The following is a 14,867-nucleotide window of genomic DNA, read 5'->3' as shown; positions in this document are numbered from 1 at the left end:
GCGAAACAACAAAATTCTCGGATTCATTACCGGGCTTACCATGGCAGGACAAGGTCGCGGGGGCTTTGTTTCATAAATCTGCTGAAGGCCGTGCTTCCCCTTTCTCCGGACAGACTTATCCTGCGGCCAGGGTAGCCGCGCTGCCGGATCAGCATGTTAGAATGACGCACCAACGTCGGGTTGGTGTCGTGGCAGGGCGTGGTGGATCGGAGGGCCTATCATGCCCATTGCCAATTTACCTGCCATTCGCGCGTGCCGCCCAGCTTGGAACAAGGGGCGCGATGCCGGTCAGAAGCGGCCGCTCTTGCCAAAACACGTCTGGGCCATTCGCGTCCGCCTGGAGATCGCCCGGAACCACAGGGGTCTCGCCCTGTTCAATCTGGCTATCGACAGCAAGCTGCGTGGCTGTGACCTGGCGAAACTGAGGGTCGCGGATGTCTATGCCTCGGGCCGGGTCAAGGAGCGCGCCTCGATTGTTCAGAGCAAGACCCAGCGACCGGTGCGCTTCGAGATAACAGCGGGCACGCGCAAGTCGCTTTTGCGATGGATGGAGGAACCGGTGATGGTCGGCTCAGAATACCTCTGGCCCGGCCGTTTTCACGAACGCTTGCACATCTCTACCCGGCAGTACGCCCGTCTGGTGCGGGATTGGGTAAGGTCCATCGGGCTGGATTCCACTTCCTATGGGACGCATTCCATGCGCCGGACAAAAGTGGCGCATATCTACAGAAAGACTGGCAACCTGCGGGCCGTACAGCTGCTGCTCGGACATACCAAGATGGACAGCACCACCCGCTATCTCGGCATCGAGCTGGAAGATGCTCTCGCGATCTCCGAAAGCGTGGAAATTTAAAGAATTTGGGCCGCTTGCAAGAGCGGCCCTGAGCGGCCGTCCACCCTGCATTTGAAATGCTGCGAGGCGGCCCCGAAGGAGACATTCGCTGCAACTACGTAAGCAGAGGACTGGGCGAGGCGAGCACAGCGGACAAATCAGCCGCTGCCGTCTTTCAATGACAGCGTTCATGGCTCTCCTGTCATCCCTTGTCATTGACCTGTCGCCTCTTCCTATGGGCCGCTACCTTATGCCGGTTGCCGCAGGTTGACATATTGCACCACCGCCGCCCCCGCCCCCGCCCCGAGTTCAGAAAGAACCAACTGCACCGTTCGCACTGACGCAGCTTTGCAGCTTCGGGTGATCTGATAAAACCATCCACAAGTAGAACGAAGCGATCGATCCAGTGGTGGGCGGGGACTTTGGTGGCGATCCATGGGGGCGGTGTGACGGTAAGGTCCAGGTGTGCGCGCCCCAAGGCAGACTTAATGTGCGCCTCGAATGCTTGGATGTCGTCAGGTTCGGGTGTTCTATTGCTCACGGAGGCTGACAGAACGCGGTGGGTCAGTTCTCGAAATCCGATCAGCGCGTCTACGTCGTCTTGTAACGGCGGCGTGACTTTTGCGTCTCTTCCCTCCGTGCCGCTCACTGCGAGCCAATCAAGCAGAGCTTCCGGCGACGTGAGAAGATTGGCTGACCTTGACTTATCAGTATCCCCAACGGTGTTGAGGAAGTCCAAGGCTAGATGCCCCCCGACAAAGCTCTCTTCCGACCACATTGTAACCTCATATGTGAAAAATAAGGTTACATACAGTGGGCCGCAGTGTAACCGTATATCCAGCATAAAGCATTACAGGGGATTCGCCATGCTATCGCTACCCGAACGTTACGATCACAACGGACAATCGATTGCCTGGGGTGAAATCGGGTCTGGTGATCCTTTGGTGCTGGTGCATGGGACGCCCTTTTCATCGCAGGTCTGGCGCCGGATCGCTCCGCTGCTGGCCCAGCGGTGGACTGTCTATTTCTTCGATCTCATTGGCTACGGTCTGTCAGAGAAAAAAGACGGGCAGGATGTGTCCTTGGCAGTGCAGAACGACCTACTGACCGCCATGTTCAGCCACTGGGGTTTGGAGCGCCCCGAAATCCTGTGTCATGACTTCGGTGGAGCGACCGCATTACGGGCCTACTACCTTAATGATCTGAGATACAAGCGTATGACTATTTTTGACCCAGTCGCGGTCGCCCCGTGGGGGTCGCCGTTTGTTGCGCACGTCAGGCAGTATGAAGCTGCTTTTGCGGGTCTTCCTGCATATGCGCATGATGCGCTCCTGCGTGCATATCTGCAAAGCGCAGCGCATAAAAAGCTTACGGAAAAAGCGCTACAGGTCTACATGGCGCCTTGGCAGGGAGAGGTGGGGCAACCGGCATTCTACCGGCAGATCGCACAGATGGATCAGAAGTACACGGATGAGGTCGAGAGCCAATATGCATCTCTTGATTGCCCCACCACCTTGCTTTGGGGCGCAAAGGACGACTGGATTCCCCTAGAGCGTGGGCACAAATTAGCTGGCATGTTAACCGAGGGCCAGATCACTGTGATCCCAGACGCCGGTCACTTGGTGCAAGAAGACGCGCCAGAAGCCATCGTCGCTGCAATGTTCCAGCATGGCCAATAGATCGAAAGCAAGCACTGATAAGCAAACAAACCTCTTCAGACCCGCTACTGCAGCCGCTCAAATTGAAGCATCTGAATCAACGCAACCGCGTGATAAGTACAGCGCATGCTCCAGCTTATGCTGAGGATGGTCATCCCAAAGACCGATACCGCCTCCTTCACGAGGAAAAAGCCAAGGGTGGCATCGCTCTGACGATGATCGGAGGTTCGACCAATGTAGCGCCCGACAGCCCTTCAGTCTTTGGTCAGCTGTACGCTGGGGATGTTTCCAGTGTTCCTTGATTTAAAAAACTAACTGCTGGGGTATCCGTGAGTTGGATCGGCTCGGAGAGGACCTTGCCGTGCTCGATCGCAACATCGCCCAGAAGGCGCTGGAAGACGAAGCCATCCAGCGCCTTCTAACCATCACCGGTGTCAATCTGGCGGTCGCAGCCGGGCTGATGGCCGTGGTCGGCAGCATTGAGCGGTTTAAGTCGCCGTAGAAACAGGTGAGCTATTTCGGGCTGAACCCGCGGGTGCGCCAACCCGGTCTGAGGCCCGCTCACCGCGGCCGGATCAGCAAGGCTGGACGTGACCATGCCCGCGTGGCTGCAAAGGCACCGGACCCGCTCCACGCTTTCTTTGTCCGCCTCCGCTCAAGCTGTCGAGATTATGCACGGGGCGACCATGGTGCGGCTGGATGAGAAGACACCACCTGCCGGATCGCAGAGATTGTTCATGCCTTGAATGAGGACTCATGATCTTCCTGAACCGCTCCGGCTTGCGCAGCGAGCATTTTGTTCAACCCGTTACGCGACCGTATCCATCGCTTCTGCTTGTGTAAGGTATCGCCGCTCGGCCTCGGCTGGCGGCATGTAGCCGATTTAGCTCAGAAGCCGGTCCTGAATGCAGCAATCGACCCAGTGCATGGTTCCCCATTCGACGTCATGCATTGTTTGCCAGTGCCCAAGCTGCTTGATGACTTTGGCCTTGAACGGAGCAATCACGCTTTCGGCGAGAGCGTTCGGCGCCTTTGAATGATCCCCCAGATCATTCAATCCGCTGGTGCGGACCAGCTTGAACTCATGGCAATCCCCGGCTGTCCCGACTGATGGGTCCACCGGGCGGCTGGCCGCCGAAATCCAGATTTGCATTGCCATTATGAACCGCTTCTCCGCCCTCGGCAGGGACGGGATCAGAGCTATTGCCTGACTTCAGGGGAAAGGCACGATTATCCTTCAGGCTGCATTGTGGAGTATCGGCTATCAGTGTCCACTTGATTTAGTACAGAAAGTGTAGCATGTGTATTCCCTGTTTTCAGGGCATGTCTAGAGAAAGAAGAGTACCGTTGAAAAAGCCAGGGGAGAAGGTTCGAGGGTCGTCATCAGGCCGACCGGTTATGGTGCTTTTTGATGTCTTGGGGCAGCGGTGGACTATGCGGATTTTGTGGGAGCTTCGAAACGAAGAGCTGTCCTTTCGAAAACTTAGGGAACGTTGCGACAATATTTCCCCTTCAATCCTGAATGGTCGCCTGACTGGTTTAAAAGCTCTTCAATTCGTTGAACGAGGCCAGTCGGGTTACCGCTTGACAGATGTGGGAAAAGAGCTCGCTCAGCAGCTAATTTCGCTGTGTGAATGGGCTGATAGGTGGGGGCAAAGCTTTCAGTTCAAAGAACGATAACGTTATTTTTCTTTTGGTTGAATAAAAGGTTGTTCGAGGTTGACTGATAATGTCTGTCAATAGAAACTGAACGACTACCGGCTGGCGCCGGTAGGATCGGCAATGTGATTTTCCAGGCTTTGTTGCATAAACCGGGTTTTGAGGGCTTTGTTGCACAAATCTGGATGTGTCCAAACTTCCCCATTCCCCGGACGGTTTTCCCCTGCGGGCTCGGCAACAGGTATGCCAAGAGCAGCATCGCGATTGAGGACGGCAATGCGGACCTGGATGTCCGCCACTTGGCGGTCGAAGCCCCGCGCCATGAGGCTTTGGCCGAGCAGTTTGATCGAGCAGTTTGATACAGTGCATCCAATCGCCGGGAAAATGAACCCCCGGATCACTTTCAGGCCTCCTCATATCCCGGCGCGGCTGCGGCGCTGGTATCCGCTCCATCGTCGCCATAGGGCACGGTCCGAATATCGCGATGCATTGACGGCCCCGTTCCGGGCGATGGCCCCTGCGCTCGCAGGCTTCCAGGGTTTGGCGTTTTTGCGCGGAGGAATGACGGCATGCGCGCCACGCTCGGCAATCGCGCCGCGGCACTTCCGGGTGTCGCAGGTACCATTTTCGGTCACTGATCCGATGTCTTGATCGGGTGGAATTTGGTTGAGTAGTCCGGGCCGCATGGGCGCATCAGCGATGTTGCTGGTGGTGGCCTCGACCGTTCGAACCTCCAACGTTTCTGCGCCGATCCCGATGTGTATTTTGCGCCAGATGCGCCGCTTGGGGACGCCGTGTTTGCAGGCGTTCCACGCGCCTTCACCCTCAGCCTTCACCCTCAGCCTTGATGCCGGTGCTGTCCGCTGCCCGGCAGTGGTTTGCTTGCAAGCCATGAGAGGGGGGGGAGCAGGTTCAGTGGACCGCTGCCGCCGCGATATGGCAGGCTGACGTTCAACGTTTGCTGGCGGCGGCGCAAGGTACTGAAATCCGGTGCCGCCCAGTCCAGCCCGGCCAGCCGTAACAAGCATTGCACGACGCCGGTGGTTTGCCGCAAAGGCATGCCAAACAGGACCTTCAGGGTAAGGCAGGCCTGGATTGCCGCATCGCTGAATTGGCATTGGCGGCCAGGCTTGCCTGTTGGCGGCGGCGGCCAGGCCATCTCGGGATCAAACCAGATCGGCAGCGATCCGCGTTGCTTCAGTGCTGTGTTGCAAGACGGCCAGTTCGTGGTATTGCACTTCGCCGGGGCCCGACGGCTCATGGCCTCCAGCTATCACGCTGGATGCACGCAGTGAATCCTTCACGCAATCTGTGCAGCAAAGCCCCTTCGCGGCGTATTTTCTGAACGGGCAGTAAGGCCCGTTCAGTCCGGCTGGGGCCCGGGGTAAAAGGTCAACTGTTCATCAGCTTGAGAAGGGCCGCGTGGAGTTCCGGCGATGCGGCTGAGACCACAGCCCCGTCCGATTCCAGGGTCAGTGGCTTGCCTTGCCAATCCGACACGACGCCGCCTGCCGCTTCGACAACCGCTGAAACCGCCAGGAAATCATAAGGTTTCAGATCGTAGTCGATCACCGCGTCGACATGACCGGCGGCCAGCAGGGCATGGGGGTAGCAATCATATCCGAACCGCCGGGTCTGTCCGGCCTGCAGCAGCCGGGCGGTGGCGCGCGGATGATCTGCCAGCAACTTCTCGCCTTCGTTGATGTAGATTACCGCCTCGTCCAGGTTGCGCTGGCCAGACACCCGGATGGGATTGCCGTTGCAGGTCGCCGGAACACCAACGCCGCCGCAATACACTTCGTTCAGCGCTGGCATGCTGATGGCGCCCGCCTGCAGCCGGCCCTTGCTGAGAAACGCAATCAGCATGCCGAACAGCGGATTGCCGGAGATGAACGAGCGGGTTCCGTCGATCGGATCGATCACCCAGAGGCAATCCTTATCGCCTCCCTCGATGCCGGTTTCTTCGCCGAATATCCCGTGATCCGGGTATTTGGCGTTGATCGCCGCTTTCAATTCCTTCTCGACGGTCTGGTCGGCGAGGGTAACCGGGCTGAGGTCTGCCTTGAAATCAACAGCGGTGCCCTGCCGGAAGAACCCAAGTGCAGTTTCGGCAGACATTACAGCCCACGTCAGGCAATCTTTGAGGATCGCGTCTACTGAAAGCTGTTCTGATGGGGAAGAGGTCGGTGTCATTGGAGTCTCTTTCAGGATCTCATGAGGAGATTGAAGCGGCCTCTGCAGCGCTAAGAGATTTGCGCAGGGCGGTTGGGGTTGTGCCGTAGACTTGCTGAAAAGCCGAGGCAAAGCTGGAACTTGTGGAGAACCCCGCCGCAATCGCCACTTCAAGCAAAGTCATATTGGTTCTCAGCAGCAGTTTTCGGGCATGGTCGAGCCTCATCTGCCGATAGTAGCTGCAAGGGGTGATGCCGCAGTTCTGTTTGAAATGCCGTTCGATGCAGCGGGGGGAGGATCCCAGGATGCGGGCGACCTTGGCCATCGAAAGCGGATTTTCCAGATGGTCCTGAAACAAGGCGATTGCCTTGTTGACCAGGCCGGAGCCAGACAGTGCCGCATGCATCACCTCGCCGTTTTGAGTGCTGCGGGTGTCGCTCAGCCGGGTATGGATAAAGGCTTGCGCCAAACGGGTGGCTGCATGCTTGCCGTAGACTTCGGCGACGACATGCAGCGCCAAATCCAGCGTTCCGGTTTTTCCGCAGGACGACCAGTCGCCTTCGGTGACCGAGCAGACTTGATCTGTTGGATCTACCACACTCATCAGCCCGCTGAACAATTCCCTGTTCTGCCAGTGAACCGCACAGCTGTAGCTGTCGAAGATCCCGGCCTTGGCAAGTGTGAGCGCCGCGCCGCCAACCGCTGCAATCTGGCAACCGTTGCGCCGGAGCGTCTGCAGCGCCGCCCGGAAGCGCTGGTTGCTTCCGGGCGCAGCCTTGTGGCCGCCAAAAACCACCAGATAGTCCAGCCCATCCAGCAATTCCGTCAATGGCCTGGTCTGAACTGCCGCGCTGCAGCTGCCCCGTACAAACCCGCCGTTAAAGGACAGCACATCAATTTTCAGGCGGTTCCCGCAGGTTTCGCCCGCATCATGCAGAGCGGCAGCAAACAGCGCGTACTCCTCAATCGGAAATCCGGGAAAGACATGCAATCCAGCCCTCACAGTTTTTCCAGATCGCTCGCTGGCGGGACGCGGGCCGCGCCGTACCGGCGTGTGGTCGCAAAAACTGCTCTGTTTCGAGTGCTGCATTGCCGTAACTCCTAATTCCCTGCCGATTGAGAAATCTAGGTTCAGGTTTTCACCCGGCTCATCGACGGGTCGAACAGCGGGCTCAGCTGCACATTGCAGGGCACCCGTTCGGTGGCCACCTCCAGCTCGTAATCGCCGCTCAGCACATAGTCCGCATCCACACCTTCCGGGTCGCGGATGTAGCCGTAGCCGATGGATCGGCCGACGGTGTAGCCATAGCCGCCCGAGGTGAGCCAGCCGACACGCTTGCCGTTGCGGTAGATGGTCTCGCGGCCCAGCAGCACCACGCCGGGATCGGTGGTGAAGCAGGCGAGCATCTTTTTCACGCCGCCGGCCTTCTGCGCCTCGGCGGCAGCGCGGCCCTTGAACGGAATGTCCTTCTTCAGCTTCACCGCCCATCCCAGCCCGGCTTCGAACGGGGTGTGGTCCGGGCCGATGTCCGCGCCCCAGGCGCGGTAGCCTTTTTCCAGCCGCAGCGATTCGATCGACCGGTAGCCGGCATTGATCAGCCCGTGGGGTTTGCCTGCCTCCCTCAACGCTGCATAGACAGTCTGGGCGTATTCCACCGGCAGGTGCAGTTCCCAGCCCAATTCGCCGACGTAGGTCACTCGCAGCGCCTGCACCGGGCAGCCGGCAATGCCGATGGTGCGGATGGTGCCGAATTTGAAGCCATCGTTCGATACATCGTCTCGGGTGACCGCAGCCAGGATATCGCGTGCCTTCGGTCCCATCAGCGACAGCACCGCGTTGGAAGAGGTAATGTCGAACAGCTGGCAGTTCATGTCCTCAGGGATGTTGCGGCGGATCCAGTCAAAATCATGGGTGGCATAGCCGGTGCCGGTGACGATGTAGAACTCGTCATGCGCGATGCGGCCCACCGTAAGATCGCATTCGATGCCGCCCTTATTATTCAGCATCTGGGTGTAGATCAGCGATCCCACAGGCTTGTTCACGTCATTGGCGCAGATCCAGTTCATCGCGGCCAGTGCATCCGGGCCTTTCAGCGCGAATTTGGCAAATGAGGTCTGATCGAACAGCACCGCCGCCTCGCGCGCCGCCTTGTGCTCGCGGCCCACTGCTTCGAACCAGTTCTGGCGCCCAAAGCTGTAAACATCCTTGGGCGTCTCGCCCTTGGCGGCATCGGCAAACCAGTTCGGGCGTTCCCAGCCGAGTTTCTCGCCAAAGCAGGCGCCCTGGTCCTTGAGGGTGTCATAGAGCGGCGACTTGCGGCAGGGGCGGCCAGAGTCGTGTTCCTCATGCGGCCAGGCCATGGTGTAATGCTTGCCATAGGCCTCGACGGTGCGGGTGCGCACCCAATCGGTGTCGAAATGCGGCCGCCCGAAGCGGCGGATATCGGCGGACCACAGGTCAAACGGCGGCTCGCCGTTTTTCACCCATTCCGCCAGCGCCATGCCGGCACCGCCGCCGGCCGCGATTCCAAAGGCGTTGAAACCGGCGCCGACAAAGAAGTTCTTCAGCTCCGGTGCCTCGCCAATGATGAAGTTGCCATCCGGGGTAAAGCTTTCCGGCCCGTTGGTCAGCGTCTTGATGCCGGCATGTTCCAAGGCCGGCACCCGGCCAAGCGCCAGCTCCATCAGCTGTTCAAAGTGATCGAAATTGCTGTCCAGCAGCGAATAGTGGAAGCCCTGCGGGATGCCGTCCTTGGCCCAGGGGATCGGGTTCGGCTCATAGCCGCCCATCACCAGGCCGCCGACTTCCTCCTTGTAATAGGTCAGCCGGTCCGGGTCGCGCAGGGTCGGAAGGCCGGAGGGCACCCCCTCGAAAGGTTCGGTCACCATATACTGGTGCTCCATCGGCACCAGCGGCACGTTGACGCCAAAGCGCCCCGCAAAGATTCGGGTCCACTGGCCGGCGCAGCAGATCACCTTCTCGCATTCGATGCGGCCGTGTTCGGTGATGACAGCGCGGATCTTGCCATCCTCAATCTCGATATCAGTGACCTTGGTGTCCTCGAAGATCTTGGCCCCGGCCATGCGGGCGCCCTTGGCCAGCGCCTGGGTGATGTCGGAGGGGTTGGCCTGGCCGTCGGTCGGCATGAAGGCGGCGCCAATGACGTCGGAGATATCCATCAGCGGCCACAGATCCTGCGCCTCCTTTGGGGTCAGCAGCTCCATTTCCAGCCCGAAGGAATGCGCGGTGGTGGCCTGGCGTTTGACCTCGGTCCAGCGTTCCTCGTTACAGGCCAGACGCAACCCGCCGTTCATCTTCCAGCCGGTGCCGAGGCCGGTTTCCGCTTCGATCTTGTTATAAAGGTCGACCGAATAGCCCAGCAGCTGGGTGATATTGGCGTTCGAGCGCAGCTGCCCGACCAGCCCGGCGGCATGAAAGGTGGTGCCCGAGGTCAGCTTCTTGCGTTCCAGCAGCACCGTGTCGGTCCAGCCCAGCTTGGCCAGATGATAAGCGGTGGAGCAGCCGATGATGCCGCCGCCGATGATGACTGCCTTGGCAGTGGAGGGAAGTTCAGTCATGTCAGTCCTCAGGTGTTTTGAAAGTCGTCGAAGGCCGCGCGGAACCGCGCGAGGTTGCTGGCGGTGTAGGCCGCATAGTCAAAGTCGATTTCGGAGGTAAGTTCCGAGACCATGCTCCACATGGTTTCGCGCAGCAGCGAGGCGCATTTCATGGCGCTGTAGCGGTGCAGCAGGTCATCGCTCACCGGTGCTTCGAAATAGCTTTCCAGCAGCCATTGCTCCTGCTGCTGCGACAGTGCGTTGTTGGAGGCGAGGCCGCCAAGGTCGAACAGCGGCGAATTGAAGCCGGCATAATCAAAGTCGATCAGCCAGAGCCGCTGGCCATCATCCAGGAAGTTGCCGCACAAGAGGTCGTTGTGGCCAAATACGATGTCAAACGGCCCGGCTGCCTGTTCCAGCGTGTTGCCGGTGTCCACCAGCCCGGAAAGCAGCGCCGCATGCAGGCTGCCCTGTTCCTGCAGGGTGGCGGCATAGTCGCGGATCACATGGAACACCCAGAACACCAGCGCCGGGCCGCGCAGGTGGTTCGGCACATCCCGGTGGCAGGATTTCACCAGTTCCAGCACCCGCGGCAGCATCGCCGGGTCGCGCACATCCGCTTCGCTCAGGGTGCGGCTTTCGATGAACTCCAGCACCGTCAGATCGCCTTCGGCATGCACCACGGCAGGGGACAGGCCAGCGGCATGGGCGGCGCGGCCAGCGGCCAGTTCATTGAAGCGCATCACCTGGTGCAGTGGAATGTCGTCGCCTGCGCGGACCACGTATTTGCCGCCTTGGTCCGTGACCAGATAATTGACGTTGGTTATCCCGCCCGTCAGCGGTTCGGCGGTGATTTCCCCCTGCCAGATCGGCAGGGCGCGGATTTGGTTCAGAAGATCGGATTGGCTCATGGTCAGCTCTCCAGCCCAAAGCGGATACGGGCACCGCGCGCGCTGGCATTGACCAGCCGGTCGGCGATGATGGCAATGAAGGCGATGGCTAGACCCGCCACCAGACCGCGTCCGGTGTCGGCCTTGGTCAGCGCGATATAGACCTCCTGGCCAAGATCGCGGGTGCCGACCAGCGCGGTGATCACCAGCATTGACAAGGCCAGCATGATGGTCTGGTTGACGCCCAGCAGGATCTCCGGCAGCGCCAGCGGCAGGCGCACCAGGCGCAGCAGCTGCCATCTGGTGCAGCCCGAAACCTGCCCCGCCTCGATCAGCTCGCCGCTGACATTGCGGATGCCATGCGCGGCATAGCGGACCGCCGGCGCCAGCGCATAAAGGACGATGGCGATCATTGCGGTGAAATCGCCGACCCGGAACAGCATCACCACCGGGATCAGATAAACAAAGCTGGGTAGCGTCTGCAGCGTGTCGATCAGCAGGTTGATGGCCACCCCGGCGCGCCGGTTGAGTGCCGCGAGCAAGCCCAGCGGAACGCCGATCAAAGTGGCGAGGATCACCGAGGCGCCGCAGAGATAGACGGTGACCATGGCTTTGGCCCACAGCCCGCTCACCGCGATCAAAGCCGACATTCCGCCGCACAGCAGCGCCAGCTTCACACCGCCCGCGCGCCAGCCGAGCAGGGTCAGCATGGCAATCGCCCAGGCCCAGGGGATACCCAGCAGGGTCTTCTTGATCGGCAGCAGGAACCAGTGCAGGAAGAAAACCTTCAGCGCCTCAAAGGCATCGAAGAAATTGACGTTCAGATATTTGACGGCATCGCTCCAGAAGGCGCCGGTGGTGATGGTCTGGCCGGCCGGATACTCCAGCAGCAGCGGCGAGAACCGTCCCAGCAGCCAGGTCACCGCCAGCAGAGCCAGCACAAAGGCGGTGCGCTTGTGGCGGGCCGCCCAGCTGCGCCCGGCGGCCGGCGCGGTGACCTGGCCCAGCCGTTCGGCAAAGGCCTGGCTCAGCCGGTCGACGGCAATGGCCAGCACCACGATGGCAATGCCCGCTTCAAAGCCGGCGCCGATATCGAGGCGGCGCAATGCGGCCAGCACATCAAAGCCAAGCCCGCCGGCGCCGATCATCGAGGCGATGATCACCATGTTCAGGGTCAGCATGATCACCTGGTTGACGCCGACCATCAGGCTTTGCGACGCCGAGGGCACCAGCACCCGCCACATCAGCTGCCGTTTGGTGGTGCCGGCCATGCGCCCGAAATCCAGGATTTCAGGATCCACCGCCTTCAGCGCCATGGTGGTGATGCGGATCATCGGCGGCGTGGCATAGATAATCGTCGCCACCAGCGCCGAGATCGGGCCGAAACCGAACATGAACAGGATCGGCACCAGATAGGCAAAGATCGGGATCGTCTGCATCAGGTCCAGAATGGGAGAGAGGATGCGCTCGACATGCGGGCTGCGATAGGCCCAGATGCCGACCATCAGCCCGCCGCCTGCGCCGATCGGCACGGCAATCATAACCGACGCCAGGGTGACCATCGCACTGTCCCATTGGCCGAACACCGCGAGATAGGCGAAACAGGCGCCAACCAAGGCCGCAAGGCCCCAGTCGCGGCAATATTGGCCCAGCGTGATCACCGCCGCCGTCACCGCGATCCAGCTCGCCGCGGGCAGTATCGTATGTGCTGTGGCACCCAGCCCGGAGACAAAGCCGTTGGCCAGCAGCGAGAGGGCAAACTGGTAAGGCTGTTCGATCATCCAGGCGATGGCGCGGGTGACATCCGTAAAGGCGATGGGGCCGATGGCCGCCTCCTCGACCAGCCATTGCATCGCCGCCGAGATCTGAGACTTCACCGGGATCACCCAGGCCGAGGGGAATTTGACCAGCCAGCGCATGTCCAGCTCCTTGGCGATATCCCGCCCGAACCATCCAAGCAGAAGGGTGACCACAATCAAGCCCCAGACCGTCGCGGTGCCTTTGTTGATGCGCCAGGTCATGCCGCATCCCCCGCGCCGAACAGAACATGGGCAATTGCGGTCCGGTCAATGGAGCCGACGATCTGCCCGGCCTCGTCGGCAACTGGCAATGCGTCTTCGGCCGAGATGATGCGTTCGGCGACCTCTGAAATGCGGGCCGATTGCAGAACCGGCTCGCCAGAGCACCCGGCTCCGGGCGTCATCAGTCCGGCCACCGTCAGCACCTTGGAACGCGGAATGTGGCGGGTGAATTCAGCGACATAACCGGTGGCCGGGTTCAGCACCAGTTCCTCCGGCGTGGCGACCTGGATGATTTCGCCGTCCTTCATGATGGCGATGCGGTCGGCCAGGCGCACCGCCTCTTCAAAGTCATGGGTAATGAAGACGATGGTTTTGTGCAGGCGGGCCTGCAGGCGCAGGAACTCGTCCTGCATCTCGCGGCGGATCAGCGGATCAAGCGCGGAGAAGGGCTCGTCCAGGAACCACAGGTCGGGTTCGGTCACCAGCGAGCGGGCAATGCCGACCCGCTGCTGCTGGCCGCCTGACAATTCGCGCGGGTAATAATCCTCGCGGCCCTTCAGGCCGACCAGCTCCACCACATCCCGGGCCTTGGCCTCGGCTTCCGCCTTGGGGGCGCCCTGCACGGTCAGCGGGAACATCACGTTCTGCAGCACGGTCAGATGCGGCAGCAGGGCAAAATGCTGGAACACCATCCCCATCTTGTGACGGCGGATCTGGATCAGTTCGCGCTCGCTGGCGGTCAGCAGGTCAACACCGTCAAACAGCACTTCGCCGCCGGTCGGCTCAATCAGCCGCGACAGGCAGCGTACCAGAGTGGATTTTCCGGAGCCCGACAGCCCCATGATGATGAAAATCTCGCCTTCGGCAATATCGATGCTGGCATTGCGCACGGCGCCAATGATCCCGGCACTGCGGATTTCCTCGCCGCTGGGCGAAGGGTTGTCTTTCAGAAATGCTTCCGCATTGGCGCCATAAAGCTTCCAGACATTACGGCAGGATAGTTTGGTTTTGGGTGTCATCGAAATCGGCTCCGGCACGGTCCGCACAGGGCGGCCAGGCAAAGTAGCAAGGCAGAAAGGAAGCCGGGGCTGTTGGAGAGCGGAAAACAGCCCCGGCTGATCGGATCAGTTAGCGATCCAACCGGACCAGCGGTCCTTGTTCGCGGCCATCCAGCCGGAGACCACAGCATCGATATCAGCGCCGCCGAGGTCCACTTCGCTTACCATGGCGCTCATCTCGCCGTTGGAGATCCGGTAGGATTGGATGATCTCATAAGCGCCCGGCCATTTTTCCGGCAGACCGGCCCAGGCGGCTTTCCAGATCGGGCCGCGCGGCTTGCCGCAGTCATAGGCCATGTCCGGGTTCACACCCACAGCGGGGTCGGCGTAGCATTCCGGTGAATAGGCTGGGAACTCCACGAATTTGCCCTCGTATTTCGACGGCGCCCAATGCGGCGTGTAAATCCACAGAACGATCGGATCCTGGCGCTGGTAGGCGGATTCAAGTTCAGCAAACAGCGCCGCATCGGTGCCTGCGTGGACAACTTCGAATTCAAGCTCCAGCGCCTCGACGCGCTCCTCGTCAAAACCACCCCAAGTTACCGGGCCGCCAACATAGCGGCCGTTGGGGGCAGTTTCTGCAGTGGCAAATTCTTCGGCACAATTCTTCAGCGCCTGCCAGTCAGGCAGGCCCGGGCAGCGGTCCTCCATGTAGGCGGGATACCACCACTCCTCAATCGCCATCAGGCCGGTTTCGCCGGCATTGACCACCTTGCCCGAGCCAGTAGCTTCGTCCAGCGCCTCGCGGCCGGTGGTTTCCCAGATCTCCATGGCGAGATGCAGATCACCGGTCTTCAGGCCGGCGAACTGGGCGATGTAATCGGCCTGGACGTATTCGATATTGTATCCCGCCTCGCCCAGGATGCTGCCCATGATCTTTGTATTGATCAGCTGTCCGGACCAGTCGTGCAGTGTCAGCCTGATCGGATCAGCAGATTCGGCGGCCCAGGCGGGGGCGGAGGAAGTGGCAGCTGCAAGTGCCAAGGCCCCCAGAATATTGAATTTCCGTGTCATGGTCA

14 protein-coding genes and 1 pseudogene are annotated in these 14,867 nt (G+C 60.3%); 5 read left to right on the top strand and 10 right to left on the bottom strand.

Going from position 1 to position 14,867, the window contains the following annotated elements; translation table 11 throughout:
- Window positions 1–220: 220 nt before the first annotated feature.
- Window positions 221–853: a tyrosine-type recombinase/integrase gene (locus METH_RS17135; RefSeq protein ID WP_024091745.1), complete on the top strand. Its 633-nt coding sequence runs from the start codon at window positions 221–223 to the stop codon at window positions 851–853.
- Between the two features lie 181 nt (window positions 854–1,034).
- Here the strand turns inward: METH_RS17135 and METH_RS25445 are convergent, their stop codons facing one another.
- Window positions 1,035–1,610, bottom strand: a complete 576-nt coding sequence (locus METH_RS25445) for a CGNR zinc finger domain-containing protein (RefSeq protein ID WP_052348735.1) — start codon at window positions 1,608–1,610, stop codon at window positions 1,035–1,037.
- Window positions 1,611–1,698: 88 nt separating this feature from the next.
- On the opposite strand from METH_RS25445, the gene METH_RS17125 reads away from it, so the two are divergent.
- The 3 genes from METH_RS17125 (at window position 1,699) to METH_RS25440 (ending at window position 3,193) form a co-directional block, all read left to right on the top strand.
- Window positions 1,699–2,511 carry an alpha/beta fold hydrolase gene (locus tag METH_RS17125; RefSeq protein ID WP_024091743.1) on the top strand — a complete coding sequence of 271 codons (813 nt, stop codon included), beginning with the start codon at window positions 1,699–1,701 and terminating at the stop codon, window positions 2,509–2,511.
- Between the two features lie 340 nt (window positions 2,512–2,851).
- On the top strand, window positions 2,852–2,992 hold the full coding sequence (locus METH_RS24535; protein ID WP_024091742.1) for a hypothetical protein: 141 nt from the start codon (window positions 2,852–2,854) through the stop codon (window positions 2,990–2,992).
- 6 nt (window positions 2,993–2,998) lie between these two features.
- A complete protein-coding gene (locus METH_RS25440; protein WP_197538814.1) occupies window positions 2,999–3,193 on the top strand; it encodes a transposase in 195 nt (64 codons plus the stop codon).
- A 180-nt stretch (window positions 3,194–3,373) separates the two neighbouring features.
- Here the strand turns inward: METH_RS25440 and METH_RS17120 are convergent, their stop codons facing one another.
- Window positions 3,374–3,649 (bottom strand): hypothetical protein, encoded by a 276-nt coding sequence (locus METH_RS17120; RefSeq protein ID WP_156927520.1) that lies wholly within the window; start codon window positions 3,647–3,649, stop codon window positions 3,374–3,376.
- 140 nt (window positions 3,650–3,789) lie between these two features.
- Between METH_RS17120 and METH_RS25435 the strand changes: the two genes are divergently transcribed.
- Entirely contained in the window at window positions 3,790–4,170 is a 381-nt protein-coding gene (locus METH_RS25435) for a winged helix-turn-helix transcriptional regulator (protein ID WP_425412309.1), read from the top strand.
- Between the two features lie 74 nt (window positions 4,171–4,244).
- Here METH_RS25435 and METH_RS23420 read toward each other — a convergent pair.
- The 8 genes and pseudogenes from METH_RS23420 to METH_RS17080 all read right to left on the bottom strand — a co-directional run bounded on the left by METH_RS23420 (window position 4,245) and on the right by METH_RS17080 (window position 14,862).
- Window positions 4,245–5,410, bottom strand: a pseudogene (locus METH_RS23420) (IS5 family transposase).
- A gap of 131 nt (window positions 5,411–5,541) precedes the next feature.
- Window positions 5,542–6,342, bottom strand: a complete 801-nt coding sequence (locus METH_RS17110; RefSeq protein WP_024091739.1) for an inositol monophosphatase family protein — start codon at window positions 6,340–6,342, stop codon at window positions 5,542–5,544.
- A 19-nt stretch (window positions 6,343–6,361) separates the two neighbouring features.
- Window positions 6,362–7,324: a GlxA family transcriptional regulator gene (locus tag METH_RS17105; protein ID WP_245602914.1), complete on the bottom strand. Its 963-nt coding sequence runs from the start codon at window positions 7,322–7,324 to the stop codon at window positions 6,362–6,364.
- 128 nt (window positions 7,325–7,452) lie between these two features.
- Window positions 7,453–9,900 (bottom strand): GcvT family protein, encoded by a 2,448-nt coding sequence (locus tag METH_RS17100; protein ID WP_024091737.1) that lies wholly within the window; start codon window positions 9,898–9,900, stop codon window positions 7,453–7,455.
- An 8-nt stretch (window positions 9,901–9,908) separates the two neighbouring features.
- Window positions 9,909–10,790: a phosphotransferase gene (locus tag METH_RS17095; RefSeq protein WP_024091736.1), complete on the bottom strand. Its 882-nt coding sequence runs from the start codon at window positions 10,788–10,790 to the stop codon at window positions 9,909–9,911.
- A gap of 2 nt (window positions 10,791–10,792) precedes the next feature.
- Complete coding sequence (locus METH_RS17090) at window positions 10,793–12,790, bottom strand: ABC transporter permease (RefSeq protein WP_024091735.1); 1,998 nt, start codon at window positions 12,788–12,790, stop codon at window positions 10,793–10,795.
- Window positions 12,787–13,809 (bottom strand): quaternary amine ABC transporter ATP-binding protein, encoded by a 1,023-nt coding sequence (locus METH_RS17085; protein WP_024091734.1) that lies wholly within the window; start codon window positions 13,807–13,809, stop codon window positions 12,787–12,789. Before METH_RS17085 ends, METH_RS17090 begins: the two co-directional genes overlap by 4 nt.
- 105 nt (window positions 13,810–13,914) lie before the next feature.
- Window positions 13,915–14,862 carry an ABC transporter substrate-binding protein gene (locus METH_RS17080; RefSeq protein ID WP_024091733.1) on the bottom strand — a complete coding sequence of 316 codons (948 nt, stop codon included), beginning with the start codon at window positions 14,860–14,862 and terminating at the stop codon, window positions 13,915–13,917.
- Window positions 14,863–14,867: the final 5 nt, after the last annotated feature.

This window comes from Leisingera methylohalidivorans DSM 14336 (assembly GCF_000511355.1).
Lineage (GTDB): Bacteria > Pseudomonadota > Alphaproteobacteria > Rhodobacterales > Rhodobacteraceae > Leisingera > Leisingera methylohalidivorans.
The sequence above is the reverse complement of the archived record's forward strand: the minus strand, read 5'-3'. Positions and strand labels throughout refer to the sequence as shown.